Source organism: Rhizobium sp. BK049 (assembly GCF_014193135.1).
In the GTDB taxonomy this organism is placed as follows: Bacteria; Pseudomonadota; Alphaproteobacteria; order Rhizobiales; family Rhizobiaceae; genus Rhizobium.
In genome coordinates, this window is sequence record NZ_JACHYV010000013.1 from 37,757 (window position 1) to 53,005 (window position 15,249).

The window sequence follows — 15,249 nt, forward strand, 5'->3', positions numbered from 1 at the left end:
ACTTCTGCTACGCACTCGGCAGTCAATGGCCCGCCGCCGGTCTGCGGGAAATCAGAAATATCGAGATCATGTCGCAGACTGCTTCCACCTTCTCCGAAGCCTCGCCTTCCAATCGTCTGGCGCTTGCCGCGCTTGTTGTCGGCGGGGCGGCGATCGGCGGTTCGCCGATCTTCGTTCGCCTGTCTGAAGTCGGGCCGATGGCTACTGCCTTCTGGCGTGTGGCGCTGGCGCTGATCCCGATCTTCATCGTCTCGTTCATGAAGAAGGATACGGGGCCGAAACCGCAAAGCCTCTCCGATTACGGTCTGCTGGCTCTTCCGGGCCTGATGCTGGCGCTTGACCTTGCCGCCTGGCATCTTTCGCTCACCATGACGTCGGTGGCCAACGCGACGCTGCTTGCAAACCTCGCGCCTGTTTTCGTCACGCTGATCGCCGTTCTGTTTTTTAAGGCGCGAACCAGCGGCGTCTTCCTGCTCGGGCTGGTCCTGGCGCTCGCCGGTGTCGTTACCTTAAAAGGCGGACCGGCAGGGCTCGGCCACGGGGACTTGGGCGGCGACGGCACCGCGATGATCGCCGCTTTCTTCTATGCCTGCTATATCCTGGCGATTGGCAGGCTGCGCAGCCGGTTCGATACGATCCGCATCATGCTGTGGAGCACGGCATCGGCTGCCGTCTGCATCTTCCCGATAGCCTTCTTCTTCGAAGGGCAGATGCTGCCGGCGACCCTCTACGGTTGGTCGATCCTCTTCGGCCTCGCCTTTATCAGTCATGCCGGCGGGCAGGTGGCGATCACCTATGCGCTGGCCTATCTGCCGCCCGCCTTTTCATCGCTGACGCTGCTGTTGCAGCCGGTCGTCGCCGCAATCCTCGCCTGGGCGCTGCTCGACGAGTCGATCGGGATGATGCAGGCGCTGGGTGCTGCGGTGGTGCTCGCCGGCATCATGGTTGCCCGAACGGCTCGCTCGTCGGTTTGACCGCCTGCTGCTCCAGCGGGGATGGATCATCCCCCATTCTCTGGAGAAGCCACTTCTGAATGATCGGCACATCGGCGTCGCCGAGATCATGGCCGCCGGGGATGACGTCGGAATCGACGGTCGCGCCCGAACTCTTCAGCCTTTCCTCCAGCTCGCTCGCATATTTGCCGTAGGCATCGGTCTTGCCGCTGATGACGAGCAGGTCCGTGCCCTTCAGATCGGCATGCGGATAGTCGCTGAGCACCGGCATGGAGCGCAGCAGCACCGCCTTGTGAACGAGGTTCGGGTGCAGGTAGAGCAGCGAGTTCAACAGGTTGGCGCCGTTGGAATAGCCGACATAGACGATCTTCTTGGGATCGAGGCCATAGGATTTGACGGCGCCTTCGATAAAGGCCGCAAAGGCTTCGGCCTCCGTCTTGATGTCGTTCTGGTCGAAGGAGAAGGGGGTGATGCGCTTGTACCAGCGCGGAAAACCTTCTTCCGTCGCACGGCCACGGACGCCGAGCAGGGTCGCGCGCGGCGCCGCCTTGTTGAGGAGCGGCATCAGAGTCGTCTCATTGCCGCCCGAGCCGTGCAGCAGCACGAAGACACTGCCATCGGGATTCGGCGGCGTATAGAAGCGATGGACGAACGGCAGCTCGCGGTAATTGATGCGCGGCTGGCCGGGCATCGAAAATTGCGGCAGAACCACCTTGAGCTCGTCGAGACTGGTGATCGCTCCCGGCGGCGCGAAGAGCTTGGTGCCGAGGGCTGCGTGCTCTTCGTCAACAGTCATGCCGGGCTTGTCGGTTGCAAGCTCCACCAGCGTGCCGCCGGGCTCGCGGGCATAGAGCGAGCGGAAATACTTGCGGTCGTGCATGTTGGTAGGCGAAGCATCGGTCTTCTCCAACGCCATGGAAACCGAACGCAGCGCCTCCTCATCGGCGGCCCGAAAGGCGACATGATCGACGGTGCCGGTTCCCGGCGCGCCGGACCAGAAGCCGCGTGCATCGCGCACATCGATGACGTCGCCCGATTGTGATACCAGCCTGTCAATCGTGCCGCGGTTGGCCTGGAATCGGTAACCGAAATGGCGCTCGAGGAAGCTGCGGCTCTCGGCCGGCTTTTCCGTCAGCATGGTTGCGCCGCGCACCCGCTTGACGGCATGCTCGACCGGGATCGAGGCGCCATCCCAGACAGCAGGCGATGTGAGGTTCTTTGCGCCCGTGAGCTTGAGGATGATATTATCGGGGTCTTTCAACCTGAGAACAGGCTCACCGAATTCATCGGTCGGTCCCTCCGAACGCAGGCCGAAGTTCATGGCGCGCGTCAGCCAATAGCCGATGCTCGCCGGATCGATCGCCAGTGAAATTTCGCTGATCTGGCCGTAACCCGCCCGACCGGGCGCGCCGTCTTCCCATATGAGGAAGCTGACGAGCGAACCCGGCGTACCTGCCGAATCGCCGTAGAAGAGATGGAGCTGAGTCGCATCCTCGTAGCCGGCCGTTTGCTTGACGAGGCGCATGCCGAGAAAGCCGGCGTAAAAATCCACGTTTGCCTGCACCTTTCGGGTGATGGCTGTAACGTGATGTATGCCTGATACCATCGAGAGCAGTCCTGATTGAAGCGGCGTCGTCAGGAGCGCGAGTATGAGAGCTGCGACAGTCATACCGTTGCCAATGACCACCGCTTAGTTTTGTTCCGCGCAAAGCGCAAGCGAATCGCCGCGCTGCAGCAGTTCCAAATGATCGACATCTTCGAGCGCCTCTTCCAGTTGCTGCAGGGTCGGCGGCTTTACCATATAGGCGCGCGCGCCGAGATTTCTGGCCCGCTGCATGTCGCTCTCATCGCTTGAGGTGCTGAGAATGCAGACGGGAATCCGTTTCAGACGGGCGTCGGCCGAAAGCGCGTTCAGCACCTCGAAACCATCCATAATCGGCATGTTGATGTCGAGCAGCATCAGGTCGATCTGCGGCACATCGGCGATGCCGGCGCGCTCTTCGAGCAGCCGCATCGCCTCGCGGCCGTTGGTGGCGACATGAAGGTTGAAGGTCACCCTCTCCCGCCGCATCAGCTTGATCTTCAGGATCTGGATGTCGGCGGGGCTATCTTCGACCAGCAGTACCTCGGCAAGCCTGCCGGAACCTTCACCCGGCTGCTCCGCCGGCTTCAGACTGGGCGGAACGGCTGATGCGGCGGGCGGTGCGGGCCGTGCCTCGGCAAGCGGCATCTCGACGATGAAGGTGGCGCCTGGTCCCTTGTCCGGTTCGCACCAGATGGCGCCGCCATGCAGCTGCGCGATGCGGCGGCAGATGGCAAGGCCGAGTCCGGTGCCCTCGATGCCGCGGCCGACGAGCCGTTTGAACGGCTGAAAGATCAGCTCGCGGTGCTGGGGATCGATGCCGGGTCCGTTGTCACGCACCGTCAGGCGGCAGCTACCCCCTCGCGCTTCGCTCGAGATTTGAACCTCCGGAACCTTTTGATCGCAGTAGCGGATGGCATTCGACACCAGGTTCTGCAGAAGCTGGGTCAGCAGCGTCGCATCACCCATCACTTCCGGCAGCACACCGCGAATGACGACGGCCCCGCGGCTCTCCATCTGCTGGCGCAGATTGTCTTCCACCTGGTTGAGTACATCGGACAGGGAGACCGGCGTCAGCTGCGGTCCGCCATAGGCTTCGAGCTTGGTGAAGTTCGAGACCTTGACGATCAGGTCTTCCATATGGTCGGCGGCGCTCAAGACATAATCGAGCAGCTCGCGGTCTTCGGCCGGAAGCACTGCAGAACCGTGCAGGATCCGGCTGAAGGACTTGATCGTCCTCAACGGCTCCTTCAGGTCATGCGCCATGGCGCGTGTGAAGATCTCAAGCGATTGCCGCTTCTGCTCCAGCTGGGCTTCCAGCATGCCGTGCATGATGGCGTTCTGGATGCAGCGATGCAGCGTTTCGGGTGAAAGGGAATCCTTGGTGAGATAGTCGCGCGCGCCGCTCTTCATCACTTCGACGGCGACGGTTTCGCTGCCTTGGCCGGTCAGCATGATGACGTTGGCGACGGGATCGTCCTCCAAAATATCGGCAAGAACACCGAGCCCGTCGCGCCCCGGCAGCGAATAGTCGAGCAGGATGCAGTTCGGCCGTTTCCGGCTGTTGAGTGCGCGGCCCTCTTCACCCGTCTCCGCCTCGAGGACGGTATAGGCCGTGCTGGAGACGCGGCCCAGAATGCGCCGATAGACCTCGCGGTCGTCGATGTTGTCGTCGATGATGAGAATGCAGCAGTCTTCCGCCAAACCGTCAGTCCTCGAGCGGCAGGATCGCGATTTCGAACCAATATTCCTTTAACCGCTGGATCGCGGCGAAGAGACCGTCGAGATCGACCGGCTTCTGCACATAGGTGTTGGCGCCGAGCGCGTAGCAGCCTTCGATGTCGCGTTCATCGTCTGACGTCGTCAGGATCACCACCGGGATTTTGCGCCAGCCGTCGTTCGACTTGATCGCTTCCAGCGTCTTGCGGCCGTCGAGTCCCGGCATGTTGAGATCGAGCAGGATCAGCCCTGGTTTCGGCACCATCACGCCGAGCATGTCGAGTGCTTCCTGACCCGAGGCGGCCCAGCGGATCGAGTTGCGCAGGTTGGTGCGTTTGAAGGCCCGCATCGTCGCTTCGAAATCGTCTTCACTGTCTTCGACGATCAAAATCGGTTGCGTGTCACGCTGCTGCATTCTGCCCCTCGCGTTTTCTTCCCAGGGTGAAATAGAACGTAGTGCCGACGCCGACCTCGGACTCCAGCCAGATATCGCCGTTGTGCCGCGCGATGATCTTGCGGACGAAGGTAAGGCCTGCTCCGGTTCCGTCGTCGGAATCCTGCGACTTTTCGAGCCGTTTGAAAATGCGGAAAATATCCTCATGGAATTCCTGGGGTATTCCCTTGCCGTTATCCCTAACGAAAAACACGTTGCGGGCAACCGTGCCGTCCTTGCCGACGAACCGCTCGAGATAGCCGATCGAGACCAGCGGCGCCGGCTTGTCGTTGTACTTGATCGCATTGGTGATGAGATTGCGGAACACTTCGGTCAGCCGCGGCGCGTCGCAGACCACGTCAGGGAGCCGGCCGTCGGTCACGACCCTGGCATGCCGCTCTTCCAGCAGCAGCTCCATCGTCGCGACCACGTCCTTGACGATCAGGCTGATATCGGTGCGTTTGACTGCCAGCTGCTGCCGCCCGAGCCGGGAGAAGTAGAGCAGGTCGTTGACGAGCTTCTCCATCCGCTGGCTGAGACGCACGAGCCGGTTCAGCCGGCGCACGCCGTCCGCGTCGAGCTTGTCCTCATAATCCTCGAGGAGGAAACGCGAGTGGTTGTGCAGGCCGCGCAGCGGTTCCTTCAGGTCATGCGAGGCAATATAGGCGAATTCGTCGAGGTCGTGGTTGCTGCGCTCGAGTTCGGCCGTATATGCCTCGAGCTGGGCGAGCGTCGTCTTCATCCGTTCTTCCTGCCGCACGCGCTCGCTGATATCTCGTACGATGCCGACGAATGTCTTGGTCTCGCCGCTGACGACAACGCTGATGGATACTTCGATCGGGAAGACGATGCCGTTCTTGCGCCGCCCGGAGACCATGCGCGTCGTGCCGATGATGCGCTCCTCGCCGGTCTGGCGATAGTGGGCGAGATAGCCGTCATGCTCGGAATGATAAGGCTCAGGCATCAGCATCTTGATGTTCCGGCCGATTGTTTCCTGCGGTGAATAGCCGAACATGCTTTCGGCTGCCGGATTGAAACTCTTGATCGTTCCGCGCCCGTCGATGACGAGGACGGCATCGGGCGTGCTGCGCGCCAGCGCGCCGAAGCGAACGCGTTCGGCTTCCAGGTTGTTGTTGTTGCGCAGGAAATAGAAGACGAGAATGGCGATCAGCCAGAGCGTGGCGGCGGTGATGGTGCGATTGGCGATCTCCTGCCAGAATGCCGCCTCGTCATGCCTGACGGCGAAGAAGCCGAGCATGAGGAGCACGGTGCAGGCAAAGGCGAAGAACAGCGGCGCATTCCTGTTGCCGAACCAGAGCGCCGTCAGCACCAGCGGCACGTAGAGAATGCCGTTGGCAAGGCCGAGCGGCGTATAGAGATCGACGACGAGGCCGGTGAAGCAGACTGCCGCCGGAATCCAGAGCGGAATCTGCGCCCGGTTTGCCGGCTGCATCCACCAGGAGCGGGCAAGCAGGCCCGCGCCGAAAAGCACCATGCCGACCGCCGTGTGCAACGCCATCGCCGCATAGGGACCCCAGCGGTAGCCCTGTTCGGCATCGGTGAGATAGCCGGCGAGCGCGATCATGCCGAGCGTGACGACGACATAGCTCGTCAGCTCCTGCACGACCTGGTTTTTCGACTTCTCCACATGAAGCGAGAGCAGCAGCGAAAGATTGGCAATGAGAAAGATCAGCGCCGTATTGGGGCCCATGCCGCCGCCGATCTCGGCGATGAAATCGGGAGGAATCACCAGGCGGGTGATCAACTGGTCGACGTTATGGACGGCCCGCCCAACCGTAGCGATTTCCACCAGTCGGGCCGCCGCGATCACCGCTGCGATTCCTGTCATGATCGTTGCCGCTATCCGAGAGCGGCGGCCATCAAGCATCGAGGCCGCAAGCCCAAGGCCGGATAGTATGAAGCAGACCCCGGTGTTGAAGGCCATTGACGGAAAGCCGGGGAAGAGCGAAATGATGAGCTTGATCTGCAACAGCCAGCCGGCAAGGGCGCTCACTCCGAGAAGGAACAGCAGGCAGCCGACTGCAATTGCAAAGGCACGGTAGCGCCGTCGCCTCCGCTGGTCCTGCAGGTCCACGTTGCCCTTATCCTGCACCCGTGTATCCTCTCTCGGTTCGCGCGGCCATTTTTTCCGAAATCGAGGAATACTCAATAGGCAGCAGCCGCCGCCGTCGCGCTTTTTCCGAAATGATTTTTCGATCGGACAGATCGAATTTTCGTGAAATCGCGATATCGTGACGTCGGAAGACAACGAGGTTCATTCGAACAATACCCAGATCACGGTGCCGGATGCCTACGATAGTTTACGTCGACGACAGCAGGGATGATCTCTTCTATCTCGACTATATCCGCAAGAAGCAGCATATAGACGTCGATCTATTTTGTTTCTCGACCGCCGAGACGGCGCTGGAGGCGCTGAAGCAGCGCGTGGCCGAAGGCTGGGCTCCGCCGGAGCTGCTGGTCGCCGATCTCTATATGCCCCTCGACAGCGGCATCAGCCTGGTAAGCACGCTGCGCAGCGATGACCGGTTCAGAACAATGCGTCTCGCTGTCTGCAGCGGGTCGGATGCCGATGAGGATCGCATGCGTGCTTTCGAAGCCGGTGCCGATTTTTACCTTGAGAAGCCGCTTGACCTCGCAGCGATCCTTCTCAATCTGGAAGTGTAGGAAACAGCGGAAGCCGAATGGTGCGTTTCCTGGCGTTGGTCCTGGCGACGTGACGAACCGCAATTGACAAGGCCGAGTGCGCATCCCAAGATGCAACCGAAACGAAACGGACGGAACGTAAAATAAGCGCTGAGAGAGCCGATTGACCCGTGTTCGCCGCCACGAACTTCCAGCCAACCCCTTAGCTGAATGGGCCTGTCGGCTCTCTCGCGCTTACGTCTGGCACTGCCTTCTCGCATTCATGGATGTTGAACGCGGAAGATTTACGACACCCAGGTAAGAATTACTGCCCCTCAGTATATCTGCCCGTGCATCACCTGTAGTTGAGATAATTGATGATATCCGCCTTGTATACCGAAAGTCCCCGTTTCGATATCTCTCATCAACCGTCTCGCAATTTTTGTAGCTGTTCGCGTTTAAGACGTATATCCCAAGATTTGGGGATCGGGGGCATGGCGGGAGGAGAGGAAGAGTGGGAATGAACAATGCCGCGGCAACTCCTTTTCATGCCGGACCGGAGCTGAGCCGAGCGATCAACCGCACCGATTTTTTCCGCCTGCTGAAAGCGGCGGCGCAGCATTACCACTTCGATAATTTCGCGCTTGCCCGGATTTCCGAGGCTTCGGCTCCATTCGGCGAACGCGATATCGTCATCACCAATGTCGCCGAGCGACGGGTTGGCCTGTTCATTGCGACGTTGAGGGAGGCGCTCGGGACCACCCGCGCAAAAAGCGCTCAGTTTCTGGCAACGCCCGTCCATGGCCGGAGCGCGCAGCCGGACACCTATCCCTCCGATCTGCTTTTCAACGAGTTCCGCAGCGGCGTCTTCCTCTTCATTCCGCTGTTCACGCCCGAAGGGCGGCGATATTGTCTCGTGCTGAGCGGCGAGCGTGAAGAGCCGGACCAGGGCGAGATTGCCGACATGCTTCTTGATGCCATGCGCATTTTCGACAAGCTCTACGAGGAAATCCTGACGCAGGAAATGTCCGGGCGGTTGACCCAGCGCGAAGCGGAAATCGTCAAATGGACCAGCGAAGGCAAGACCTCGGCCGAAATCGCCATCATCCTCGGTCTGTCTGAACATACGGTCAATTCGCATATCACTGCGGCCGCGCGCAAGCTCGATGCCGTGAACCGCGTCCACATGGTGGCGATCGCCCTGAGGAATGGTTTGGTTTCGTGAAAATCGGCTTCGGGACTGGGGAAATTGAAATGATCACCAAAACGGTCCGACAGAACGCCGTCAAGGTTCTCTTCGTCGACGACGAGTTCATCGAATTCCGCGCGCTCAAAAAGAAGATCGCCGATCTCTCCGAGCCGGCGGTCGAAGTCGAATATTCGCCGTCGATCGGAGACGCATTGGAAAAGATCCGCGCGGCGCGCTTCGATCTCATCCTGCTCGACAATCGCCTTCTGCCCAATGCCGATTTCCGCGAGACGGTGCCGGAGCTGCGCGGCATCGGCTATACCGGCCCGATCGGCGTCGTCTCGACCGACATATCGGGCGGCTATTTCCAGGAATTTCCGGATTACGGCGTCGACTTTCGCATCGGCAAAGACGAAATCGACGTCCAGACGCTGCAGCACATCATCCGCGAATATGTGCACTACGATGTGCCGGATTTCTGGAAGGACGATTACAGCATTTGAGCCGCGCAAAACAGCGCGAAGGCTTGGAAGCACGTCGGCCGAATCTGAGATCGCGGTGCGCTTCAAGCACGGCAAATGAGGCTGAGCGATTGCAATATGTGCCTCAGCCGGCGGGAAGGCGGATGGTGAAGTGGCTGCCGTTTTCGTCGGAATGCTCGAGACGGATATCGCCGCCAAGCACCTTCAGAAGTTCCTGCGCCGTCGTCAGGCCGAGGCCGGCGCCAGGGGCTGCCCCCGCCTTCGGTAATTTCCAGAACGGCTCGAAGATGCGCTCTCGATAAGCGGGATCGATGCCAGTGCCGTTATCGGAAATCCGGATGGCCCAGTTCGCCCGCTGTTGCTCCGCCGTCACGGCCACATGCGGCGGCGATGAGCTCCGATAGGTGAGGGCGTTGGACATGAGCTGCCTGAGCACCAAGCCGAACAGCGCCGGGTCGGTGCGGATGGAGGGGAGGTCCCGACTGGCGAACGTCGCGTCGAGAGCCCCCGTCTCCTCGATGAGTTCGCTCCAAATTTTTTCGGCCAAGACCTTCAGGTCGACCTCTTCCAGCGTCACCTGCGGCGCGCCACCGGCAAGGCTCATCAGTGCCTTGGTGAGACGCTGGGCCGCCTGCACCTTTTCCAGGATCATCTTGAGGCTCTGAAGCTGCTCGCTGTCGAGTGTCTCCTCAAGATCGTCGAGCAGCAGCTCGGCATACATGGCGATATGGCGCAGCGGCGATTGCAGGTCGTGCGAGGCGATTGCAAGAAAGCGCTTAATGCGTTCTTCGTTGTCGCCGGCAATATTGGTTTCAAGCGGTTTCGTCGGGTTGGGTGACATCGCGCGGTTTCCCCGATCTCTGATGCATCGTCGCGCTCTCTTTTTCAGCCGCGCGATGGACGCTGTAATAGCTTGAATTGCTGCATAATTTTATCCTGGCAATAGGCAACAATAAAAAGAGAGCGCCGGCTCTGCAACCGGCGCCCTCTTCAAGGATACGTTAACAACCCGTTTTCAGCTCGCCGACTTGCGCGAGCGACCCTCTTCCGGCGGGATGATTTCGGCTGCCGCATCGGTCGCCGTTGCCGCCTTGGCGTGGCGGCGGCGCCAGTCGCCGAGGAACAGCAGGATCGGTGCGGCAATGAAGATCGACGAGGCGCCGGCCACAAGAATGCCGAAGACCATCGGGATCGCAAAGCTGGAGACGGCGCTGCCGCCCCAGATCGCCATCGGCACCAGGGCGAGGAAGGCCGTCGCATTGGTGTAGAGGCTTCGCGCAAGAGTTTCGTTGATCGACTTGTCGATAATCTCGCGCAACGGCATCGACTTGTAGAGCCGCATGTTTTCGCGCATTCGGTCGTAAACAACGACCTTGTCGTTCACCGAATAGCCGACGAGCGTCAGGATGGCTGCGATGGCCGTGAGGTTGAAGTCGAGACCGGTGATTGCGAAGAAGCCGATTGCCTTGGTGACGTCGAGCACCAGCGTAACGATGGCGCCGACGGCAAACGGCCATTCGAACCGCGCCCAGATATAGAGCAGCATCGCGATGCTGGCGATCACGACCGACAGGATGCCGGCCGAGGCAAGCTCGCCGCTGACCTTCGGACCGATGACGTCGGTGCCTTCGACGGTAGCGCTCGGATCGATCTTGGCGACTTCGGCCTTCAGCTTGGTCACCGCCGCCGTCTGTGCCTCTTCGCCGCCTTCCTGCCGCTGCGCGCGAACGAGAATGCTGTTGTTGTCGCCGAAGGTCTGCAGCGTGATTTCGCCGAGGCCGAGACTATCGAGACCCTCGCGGAACTTTGCCAGATCGGCCGCCTCCTTCGTCTTGACCGACATCTGGATGCCGCCGCGGAAATCGACGCCGTAGTTCAGGCCGGGATGGATGAAGAGCACGACCGATGCGATCGAAAGCAGCGCCGAAACGGTGACGCCGAAGAAGCGCGCCTTCATGAACTGGATGTGCTTGTCATACGGGCTGAAGGGGATCAACGGCCGGATGTTCAGCACCTTGAACTTTCGGCGGCGGGTAATCTCGATCATCGCGACGCGAACGAACGCGACGGAGGTGAACATCGAGATGATCAGGCCAAGCGCCATGGTCACCGCAAAGCCGCGAACCGGCCCGGAACCGAACCAGAACAGGATCGCCGCAGCGATCAGGGCCGTCATGTTGCCGTCGATAATGGTCGAATAGGCTCGATTGAAGCCCGTATCGATGGCGGCAAAGGCACCCTTGCCCTTGCGGGTCTCTTCGCGAATACGTTCATTGATAAGGACGTTCGCATCGACCGCAAGGCCGATGCCGAGAACGACGCCTGCAATGCCGGGCAGTGTCAGCGTCGCGCCGACCAGCGTGAGCGCCGAGAAGGTCAGGATCGTGTGGATCAGCAGCGCCACGTTCGCCAGGATGCCCCAGGTGCCGTAGAGCACGAAGATGAAGGCTGCAACAAGGGCGAAACCGACGATGCCGGAATAGATGCCCATCTTGATGGCGTCGGCGCCGAGATCGGCGCCGACCGTGCGCTCCTCGATAACGGTCAGCTTGGCGGGCAGGGCGCCGGCGCGCAGCATGGCGGCAAGCGTCGTGGCGCTGTCTGCCGAGAAGTTGCCGGAGATCTGGCCGGAGCCGCCGGTGATCGGCTCGCGGATAACGGGGGCGCTCAGCACCTTGTTGTCGAGAACGATGGCAAAGGGATTGCCGACATTCTGGCGGGTGATCTCTGCAAAGCGCGTGGCGCCGGCGCTGTCGAAGCGGAAGCTGACGATGGGCTCGCGCGTGTTAGGATCGAAGCTGACGCGGGCATCCGATAGGCGGTCGCCCGATATTTCGACACGGTCGAGAACCGGATAGGATCTGCCTTCGTCGTCCTGCAGCATGGTGACGCCGGGGCCGGGCTGATTGTTCGGCGCCAGCATGTGGAAGGACATCTTTGCCGTGGAGCCGAGAAGTTCGCGCAGGCGCGACGGATCTTGCGCGCCGGGAAGCTGGACGAGCACGCGGTTGCCGCCGATGCGCTGGATGGTCGGCTCGGAGACGCCGACCTGGTCGACACGCTGGCGGATGACTTCAAGGCTCTGCTGGACGGCGTTGTCGACATTGGCGGAGATGCCGGCCGGCGAGAAGCCGACGGTGATGGTCGCTCCGTTTGCGGTGACGTTGAGATCCGCCTGACCGGCGCTGAGGCCGGTGCTGATCGGGTTGGCAAGCGTCTTAAGATCGGTGACTGCCGCGTCGCTCTGCGCGGCATCGGCGAGCGTCACGACGATCTGGTTCTGGCTGCGCACGACGGCCTTCGGCTGGATGCCCTTTTCGCGCAGGACGCGGCGGGCGTCCTGCAGCAGCGATTGCAGCCGCTCCTTGGTCAGATCAGCTTCGTCGACTTCCAGAACGAGGTGCGAACCGCCGCGAAGGTCGAGGCCGAGCGATACCTGCTCATGCGGCAGCCAGGCCGGAATTCGCTGGAGCACGGATTGCGGCAGGGCGTTCGGCAGGGCGATCAATAGCCCGATCACGATGATCACCGTATAGGTGAACACCAGCCATGGTGAATTACGCATGTTGTATTCCTTAGATAATCGAGGGCCGGCGCCCGGGCGCTGGCGGCATGTCGTCAATGGTCGGATGCGCCCCTCGGCGCAAGCCTCAGGCGATGATCGGGGGCGCGCGCGCCTGATGGGTCCTGGAAACTGCCTGATGAAGCGGAGGCTCGAATGCCGCAAGAGGAGCGGCCATGTCCCAGCCGGTAAAGTCGACAGCAGGGGCGGCGGCAGGGGCCGGCGGTCCGGCGTCGTAGGCGGTCTGTTTCGGCGCAAGCCTGCGCTCGGCGGCAAGCACGCCGCGCACGGCATCGCGCGCGCTCAGTTGCGGCGGCTGCGGATCGCGGCCGGAAGAAGAAAGCGTATTGACGGCGGTCGCCGGCGCAATGATGAGATTGCCGCCGAAAAGCAGGCCGATATAGGCAAGAATGGCAAAGAGGAGGGAAAAGGCGATACGTCTCGTCAGACGGTGCTGGTCCAGCTCCATCTCCTCCGTCCCGGCGATGTCACTCCCGTATCGGCTCAAAAGCGCGGCAATCTCTCATTGTCGTTCCGGCGGAGCAGTGCCCGTCGGGATGATTGTAGCAGGCTCCTGCCTGTCTTCATAGGAAACACTCTCATGATGCACTTGAGCGAGCCGGTCAACCATGCCAAGGGCGATTTCGCGTTCGCCCATGATGACGGTGTCGGCGCCGTATTGTTTCAACTCGTCGACCTCGGCGTCGGAATGGGCGCGGGCGACGATAAGGATCGAGGGATTGACGCTGCGCGCCTGCTCGGCGATGCGGCAGGCCTCGAAGGCGTTCGGGATGGCGATGGCGAGGCTGCGTGCAGACGAAAGATTGGCGAGATCGAGCGTTTCCCGCGCCACTGCATTGCCCAGGTAGGCTTCGATCCCCTGCGCTTTCAATTCGCCGATGCGCTTGTCGGAATCCTCGATGACGAGGAAGGGCGTGCCTGACGATTTGAGATTTTGTCCGACGATCCTGCCGACTCGGCCGTAACCGATGAGGATTGCGTGGCCGGTAAGCGCGGTCGGACGCACGTCGTCGTCCTCGGGCGGCGTCTGTTCCTGAACGGCACCCACATCGGCGGCGGAAGCCGGCTCGGCCACGGTTTCCTCGCGCCTTGCACCGTCGAGAAGAGGCCGCGCGCGGTCGCAGAGGAAGAACAGCAGTGGATTGACGATGATCGAGATGATGGCGCCGGCAAGGATCAGGTCGCGGCCCTCCTCCGGCAAAAGCCCGAGCTCGACGCCGAGAGCGGCGAGAATGAAGGAGAACTCGCCAATCTGACCGAGGCTTGCCGAAATCGTCAGCGCCGTGCCGGGCGGCTTCTTGAAGGCGAGCACGATCAGAAAGGCGGCGACGGATTTGCCGATGACGATGATGAAGACGGTGGCGAGGATCGGCAGCGGTCTGTCGATCAGGATGTTCGGATCGAACAGCATGCCGACCGAGACGAAGAAGAGCACGGCGAAGGCGTCGCGCAGCGGCAGGCTTTCCTGGGCTGCGCGGTGGCTGAGCTCGCTTTCGGCAAGCACCATGCCGGCAAAGAAGGCGCCAAGCGCCAGGGACACGCCGAAGAGTTTGGCCGCGCCGAAGGCGACGCCGAGGGCGATGGCCAACACACCGAGCCGGAAGAGCTCGCGCGAGCCGGCATGGGCAATGCGATGCATCGTCCAGGGAATGAGCTTGCGGCCGAAGACGAGCATCAGAGCCACGAAGAGTGCTACCTTGACCAGCGTCATGGCGATCATGCCGCCGATGCCGAGATCGAGGTCGAACAGGCTGTTCAGCCCCGCCGACAGCGGCTCGACGGGACCATGGCCGTCGCCGCCGATGCTGGCTGCAGCCGGGATCAGCACCAGCGCCAGCACCATGGCGAGGTCTTCGACGATCAGCCAGCCGACGGCGATCCTGCCGCGCTCCGTCTCTATGAGCCGGCGCTCCTGCAGAGCCTTGAGGAGCACGACGGTAGAGGCAACTGAAAGCGCCAGGCCGAAAACCAGGCTGCCGCCGGTCGGCCAGCCCATCAATGCACCGAGGCCCCAGCCGAGCAAGGTGGCAAAACCGATCTGCACGACCGCGCCAGGCAGCGCGATGCCGCGCACCGACAGCAGGTCCTTGAGGGAGAAATGCAGCCCGACGCCGAACATCAGCAGGATGACGCCGATTTCGGCAAGCTCCGGCGCGAGGCTCTGGTCGGCCACGTAACCCGGAGTATGTGGCCCCACCAGCACACCGGCAATCAGATAGCCGACGAGCGGCGGCATGCGCAGCCGATGAGCAAGCGCGCCGAAGATGAAAGCCAGCACCAGGCCGCCGACGATTGTCGAAATCAAGGGCGTATCGTGCGGCATCGCTTCTCCCGATCTGGAAATTTCGTTCGTATTATGACATATATGATCTATATCAACCAATATGGGTACTTTGAGATTATGGGTCAAGGCGCGAGAGAAACAATTCTAAGCCCCGCTCTCTGCCGGGCTGCACGCGGTCTGCTCGACTGGACCCAGAACGAGCTCGCCGAGAAGGCGGCCGTCTCGCGCAGCACCATCCGTGATTACGAGGGACGCCACCACGATATCCACCGTGCGACCGAAGCGCAGTTGCGCCTCGCCTTCGAGGAAGGCGGCGTCAGGTTCGTTGAGGTAGAAGGCGCCGGCACCGGCCTCTGCCTGCCCAATCGACCAGGCTGAAGC

Annotated in this window: 13 protein-coding genes; 5 read left to right on the top strand and 8 right to left on the bottom strand. The window is 61.5% G+C overall.

Going from position 1 to position 15,249, the window contains the following annotated elements; translation table 11 throughout:
• Positions 1 to 68: 68 nt before the first annotated feature.
• Positions 69 to 974 carry a DMT family transporter gene (locus FHT70_RS15300; protein WP_183702636.1) on the top strand — a complete coding sequence of 302 codons (906 nt, stop codon included), beginning with the start codon at positions 69 to 71 and terminating at the stop codon, positions 972 to 974.
• Here FHT70_RS15300 and FHT70_RS15305 read toward each other — a convergent pair.
• The 4 genes from FHT70_RS15305 to FHT70_RS15320 are packed head-to-tail and all read right to left on the bottom strand — an operon-like array spanning position 940 to position 6,800.
• The gene (locus FHT70_RS15305; RefSeq protein WP_210282847.1) at positions 940 to 2,622 is read right to left on the bottom strand and encodes a VOC family protein; all 1,683 of its coding nucleotides are present in this window, start codon (positions 2,620 to 2,622) and stop codon (positions 940 to 942) included. The genes FHT70_RS15300 and FHT70_RS15305 overlap by 35 nt on opposite strands.
• A 21-nt stretch (positions 2,623 to 2,643) precedes the next feature.
• Complete coding sequence (locus FHT70_RS15310) at positions 2,644 to 4,239, bottom strand: response regulator (protein ID WP_183702639.1); 1,596 nt, start codon at positions 4,237 to 4,239, stop codon at positions 2,644 to 2,646.
• 4 nt (positions 4,240 to 4,243) lie between these two features.
• Positions 4,244 to 4,669, bottom strand: a complete 426-nt coding sequence (locus tag FHT70_RS15315) for a response regulator (protein ID WP_064800648.1) — start codon at positions 4,667 to 4,669, stop codon at positions 4,244 to 4,246.
• Entirely contained in the window at positions 4,656 to 6,800 is a 2,145-nt protein-coding gene (locus tag FHT70_RS15320) for a PAS domain-containing sensor histidine kinase (protein WP_183702642.1), read from the bottom strand. The genes FHT70_RS15315 and FHT70_RS15320 overlap by 14 nt, the downstream gene beginning before the upstream one ends.
• Positions 6,801 to 6,994: 194 nt before the next feature.
• Here FHT70_RS15320 and FHT70_RS15325 point away from each other — a divergent pair, with 194 nt between their 5' ends.
• The 3 genes from FHT70_RS15325 to FHT70_RS15335 all read left to right on the top strand — a co-directional run bounded on the left by FHT70_RS15325 (position 6,995) and on the right by FHT70_RS15335 (position 9,022).
• Entirely contained in the window at positions 6,995 to 7,372 is a 378-nt protein-coding gene (locus tag FHT70_RS15325; RefSeq protein WP_097600307.1) for a response regulator, read from the top strand.
• Positions 7,373 to 7,850: 478 nt separating this feature from the next.
• Positions 7,851 to 8,555, top strand: coding sequence for a helix-turn-helix transcriptional regulator (locus FHT70_RS15330; protein WP_085776927.1), 705 nt, complete (start codon positions 7,851 to 7,853; stop codon positions 8,553 to 8,555).
• Positions 8,556 to 8,584: 29 nt separating this feature from the next.
• Positions 8,585 to 9,022 carry a response regulator gene (locus FHT70_RS15335; protein WP_097600308.1) on the top strand — a complete coding sequence of 146 codons (438 nt, stop codon included), beginning with the start codon at positions 8,585 to 8,587 and terminating at the stop codon, positions 9,020 to 9,022.
• Positions 9,023 to 9,125: 103 nt separating this feature from the next.
• Here the strand turns inward: FHT70_RS15335 and FHT70_RS15340 are convergent, their stop codons facing one another.
• The 4 genes from FHT70_RS15340 to ybaL all read right to left on the bottom strand — a co-directional run bounded on the left by FHT70_RS15340 (position 9,126) and on the right by ybaL (position 14,907).
• Positions 9,126 to 9,842 carry an ATP-binding protein gene (locus tag FHT70_RS15340; RefSeq protein ID WP_183702645.1) on the bottom strand — a complete coding sequence of 239 codons (717 nt, stop codon included), beginning with the start codon at positions 9,840 to 9,842 and terminating at the stop codon, positions 9,126 to 9,128.
• A gap of 174 nt (positions 9,843 to 10,016) precedes the next feature.
• Complete coding sequence (gene secD / locus FHT70_RS15345; RefSeq protein WP_097600310.1) at positions 10,017 to 12,566, bottom strand: protein translocase subunit SecD; 2,550 nt, start codon at positions 12,564 to 12,566, stop codon at positions 10,017 to 10,019.
• 85 nt (positions 12,567 to 12,651) lie between these two features.
• The gene (locus FHT70_RS15350) at positions 12,652 to 13,032 is read right to left on the bottom strand and encodes a hypothetical protein (RefSeq protein WP_183702648.1); all 381 of its coding nucleotides are present in this window, start codon (positions 13,030 to 13,032) and stop codon (positions 12,652 to 12,654) included.
• A 54-nt stretch (positions 13,033 to 13,086) separates the two neighbouring features.
• Positions 13,087 to 14,907: a YbaL family putative K(+) efflux transporter gene (gene ybaL, locus FHT70_RS15355; protein WP_183702650.1), complete on the bottom strand. Its 1,821-nt coding sequence runs from the start codon at positions 14,905 to 14,907 to the stop codon at positions 13,087 to 13,089.
• 33 nt (positions 14,908 to 14,940) lie between these two features.
• Between ybaL and FHT70_RS15360 the strand changes: the two genes are divergently transcribed.
• A complete protein-coding gene (locus FHT70_RS15360) occupies positions 14,941 to 15,246 on the top strand; it encodes a helix-turn-helix transcriptional regulator (protein WP_183702653.1) in 306 nt (101 codons plus the stop codon).
• Positions 15,247 to 15,249 lie beyond the last annotated feature (3 nt).

Coding starts and splice junctions, on each gene's coding strand:
- FHT70_RS15300 (WP_183702636.1), top strand. CDS start 69: ATGTCGCAGACTGCTTCCACCTTCTCCGAAGCCTCGCCTTCCAATCGT.
- FHT70_RS15305 (WP_210282847.1), bottom strand. CDS start 2,622: ATGACTGTCGCAGCTCTCATACTCGCGCTCCTGACGACGCCGCTTCAA.
- FHT70_RS15315 (WP_064800648.1), bottom strand. CDS start 4,669: ATGCAGCAGCGTGACACGCAACCGATTTTGATCGTCGAAGACAGTGAA.
- FHT70_RS15325 (WP_097600307.1), top strand. CDS start 6,995: ATGCCTACGATAGTTTACGTCGACGACAGCAGGGATGATCTCTTCTAT.
- FHT70_RS15330 (WP_085776927.1), top strand. CDS start 7,851: ATGAACAATGCCGCGGCAACTCCTTTTCATGCCGGACCGGAGCTGAGC.
- FHT70_RS15335 (WP_097600308.1), top strand. CDS start 8,585: ATGATCACCAAAACGGTCCGACAGAACGCCGTCAAGGTTCTCTTCGTC.
- FHT70_RS15340 (WP_183702645.1), bottom strand. CDS start 9,842: ATGTCACCCAACCCGACGAAACCGCTTGAAACCAATATTGCCGGCGAC.
- secD (WP_097600310.1), bottom strand. CDS start 12,566: ATGCGTAATTCACCATGGCTGGTGTTCACCTATACGGTGATCATCGTG.
- FHT70_RS15350 (WP_183702648.1), bottom strand. CDS start 13,032: ATGGAGCTGGACCAGCACCGTCTGACGAGACGTATCGCCTTTTCCCTC.
- ybaL (WP_183702650.1), bottom strand. CDS start 14,907: ATGCCGCACGATACGCCCTTGATTTCGACAATCGTCGGCGGCCTGGTG.
- FHT70_RS15360 (WP_183702653.1), top strand. CDS start 14,941: ATGACATATATGATCTATATCAACCAATATGGGTACTTTGAGATTATG.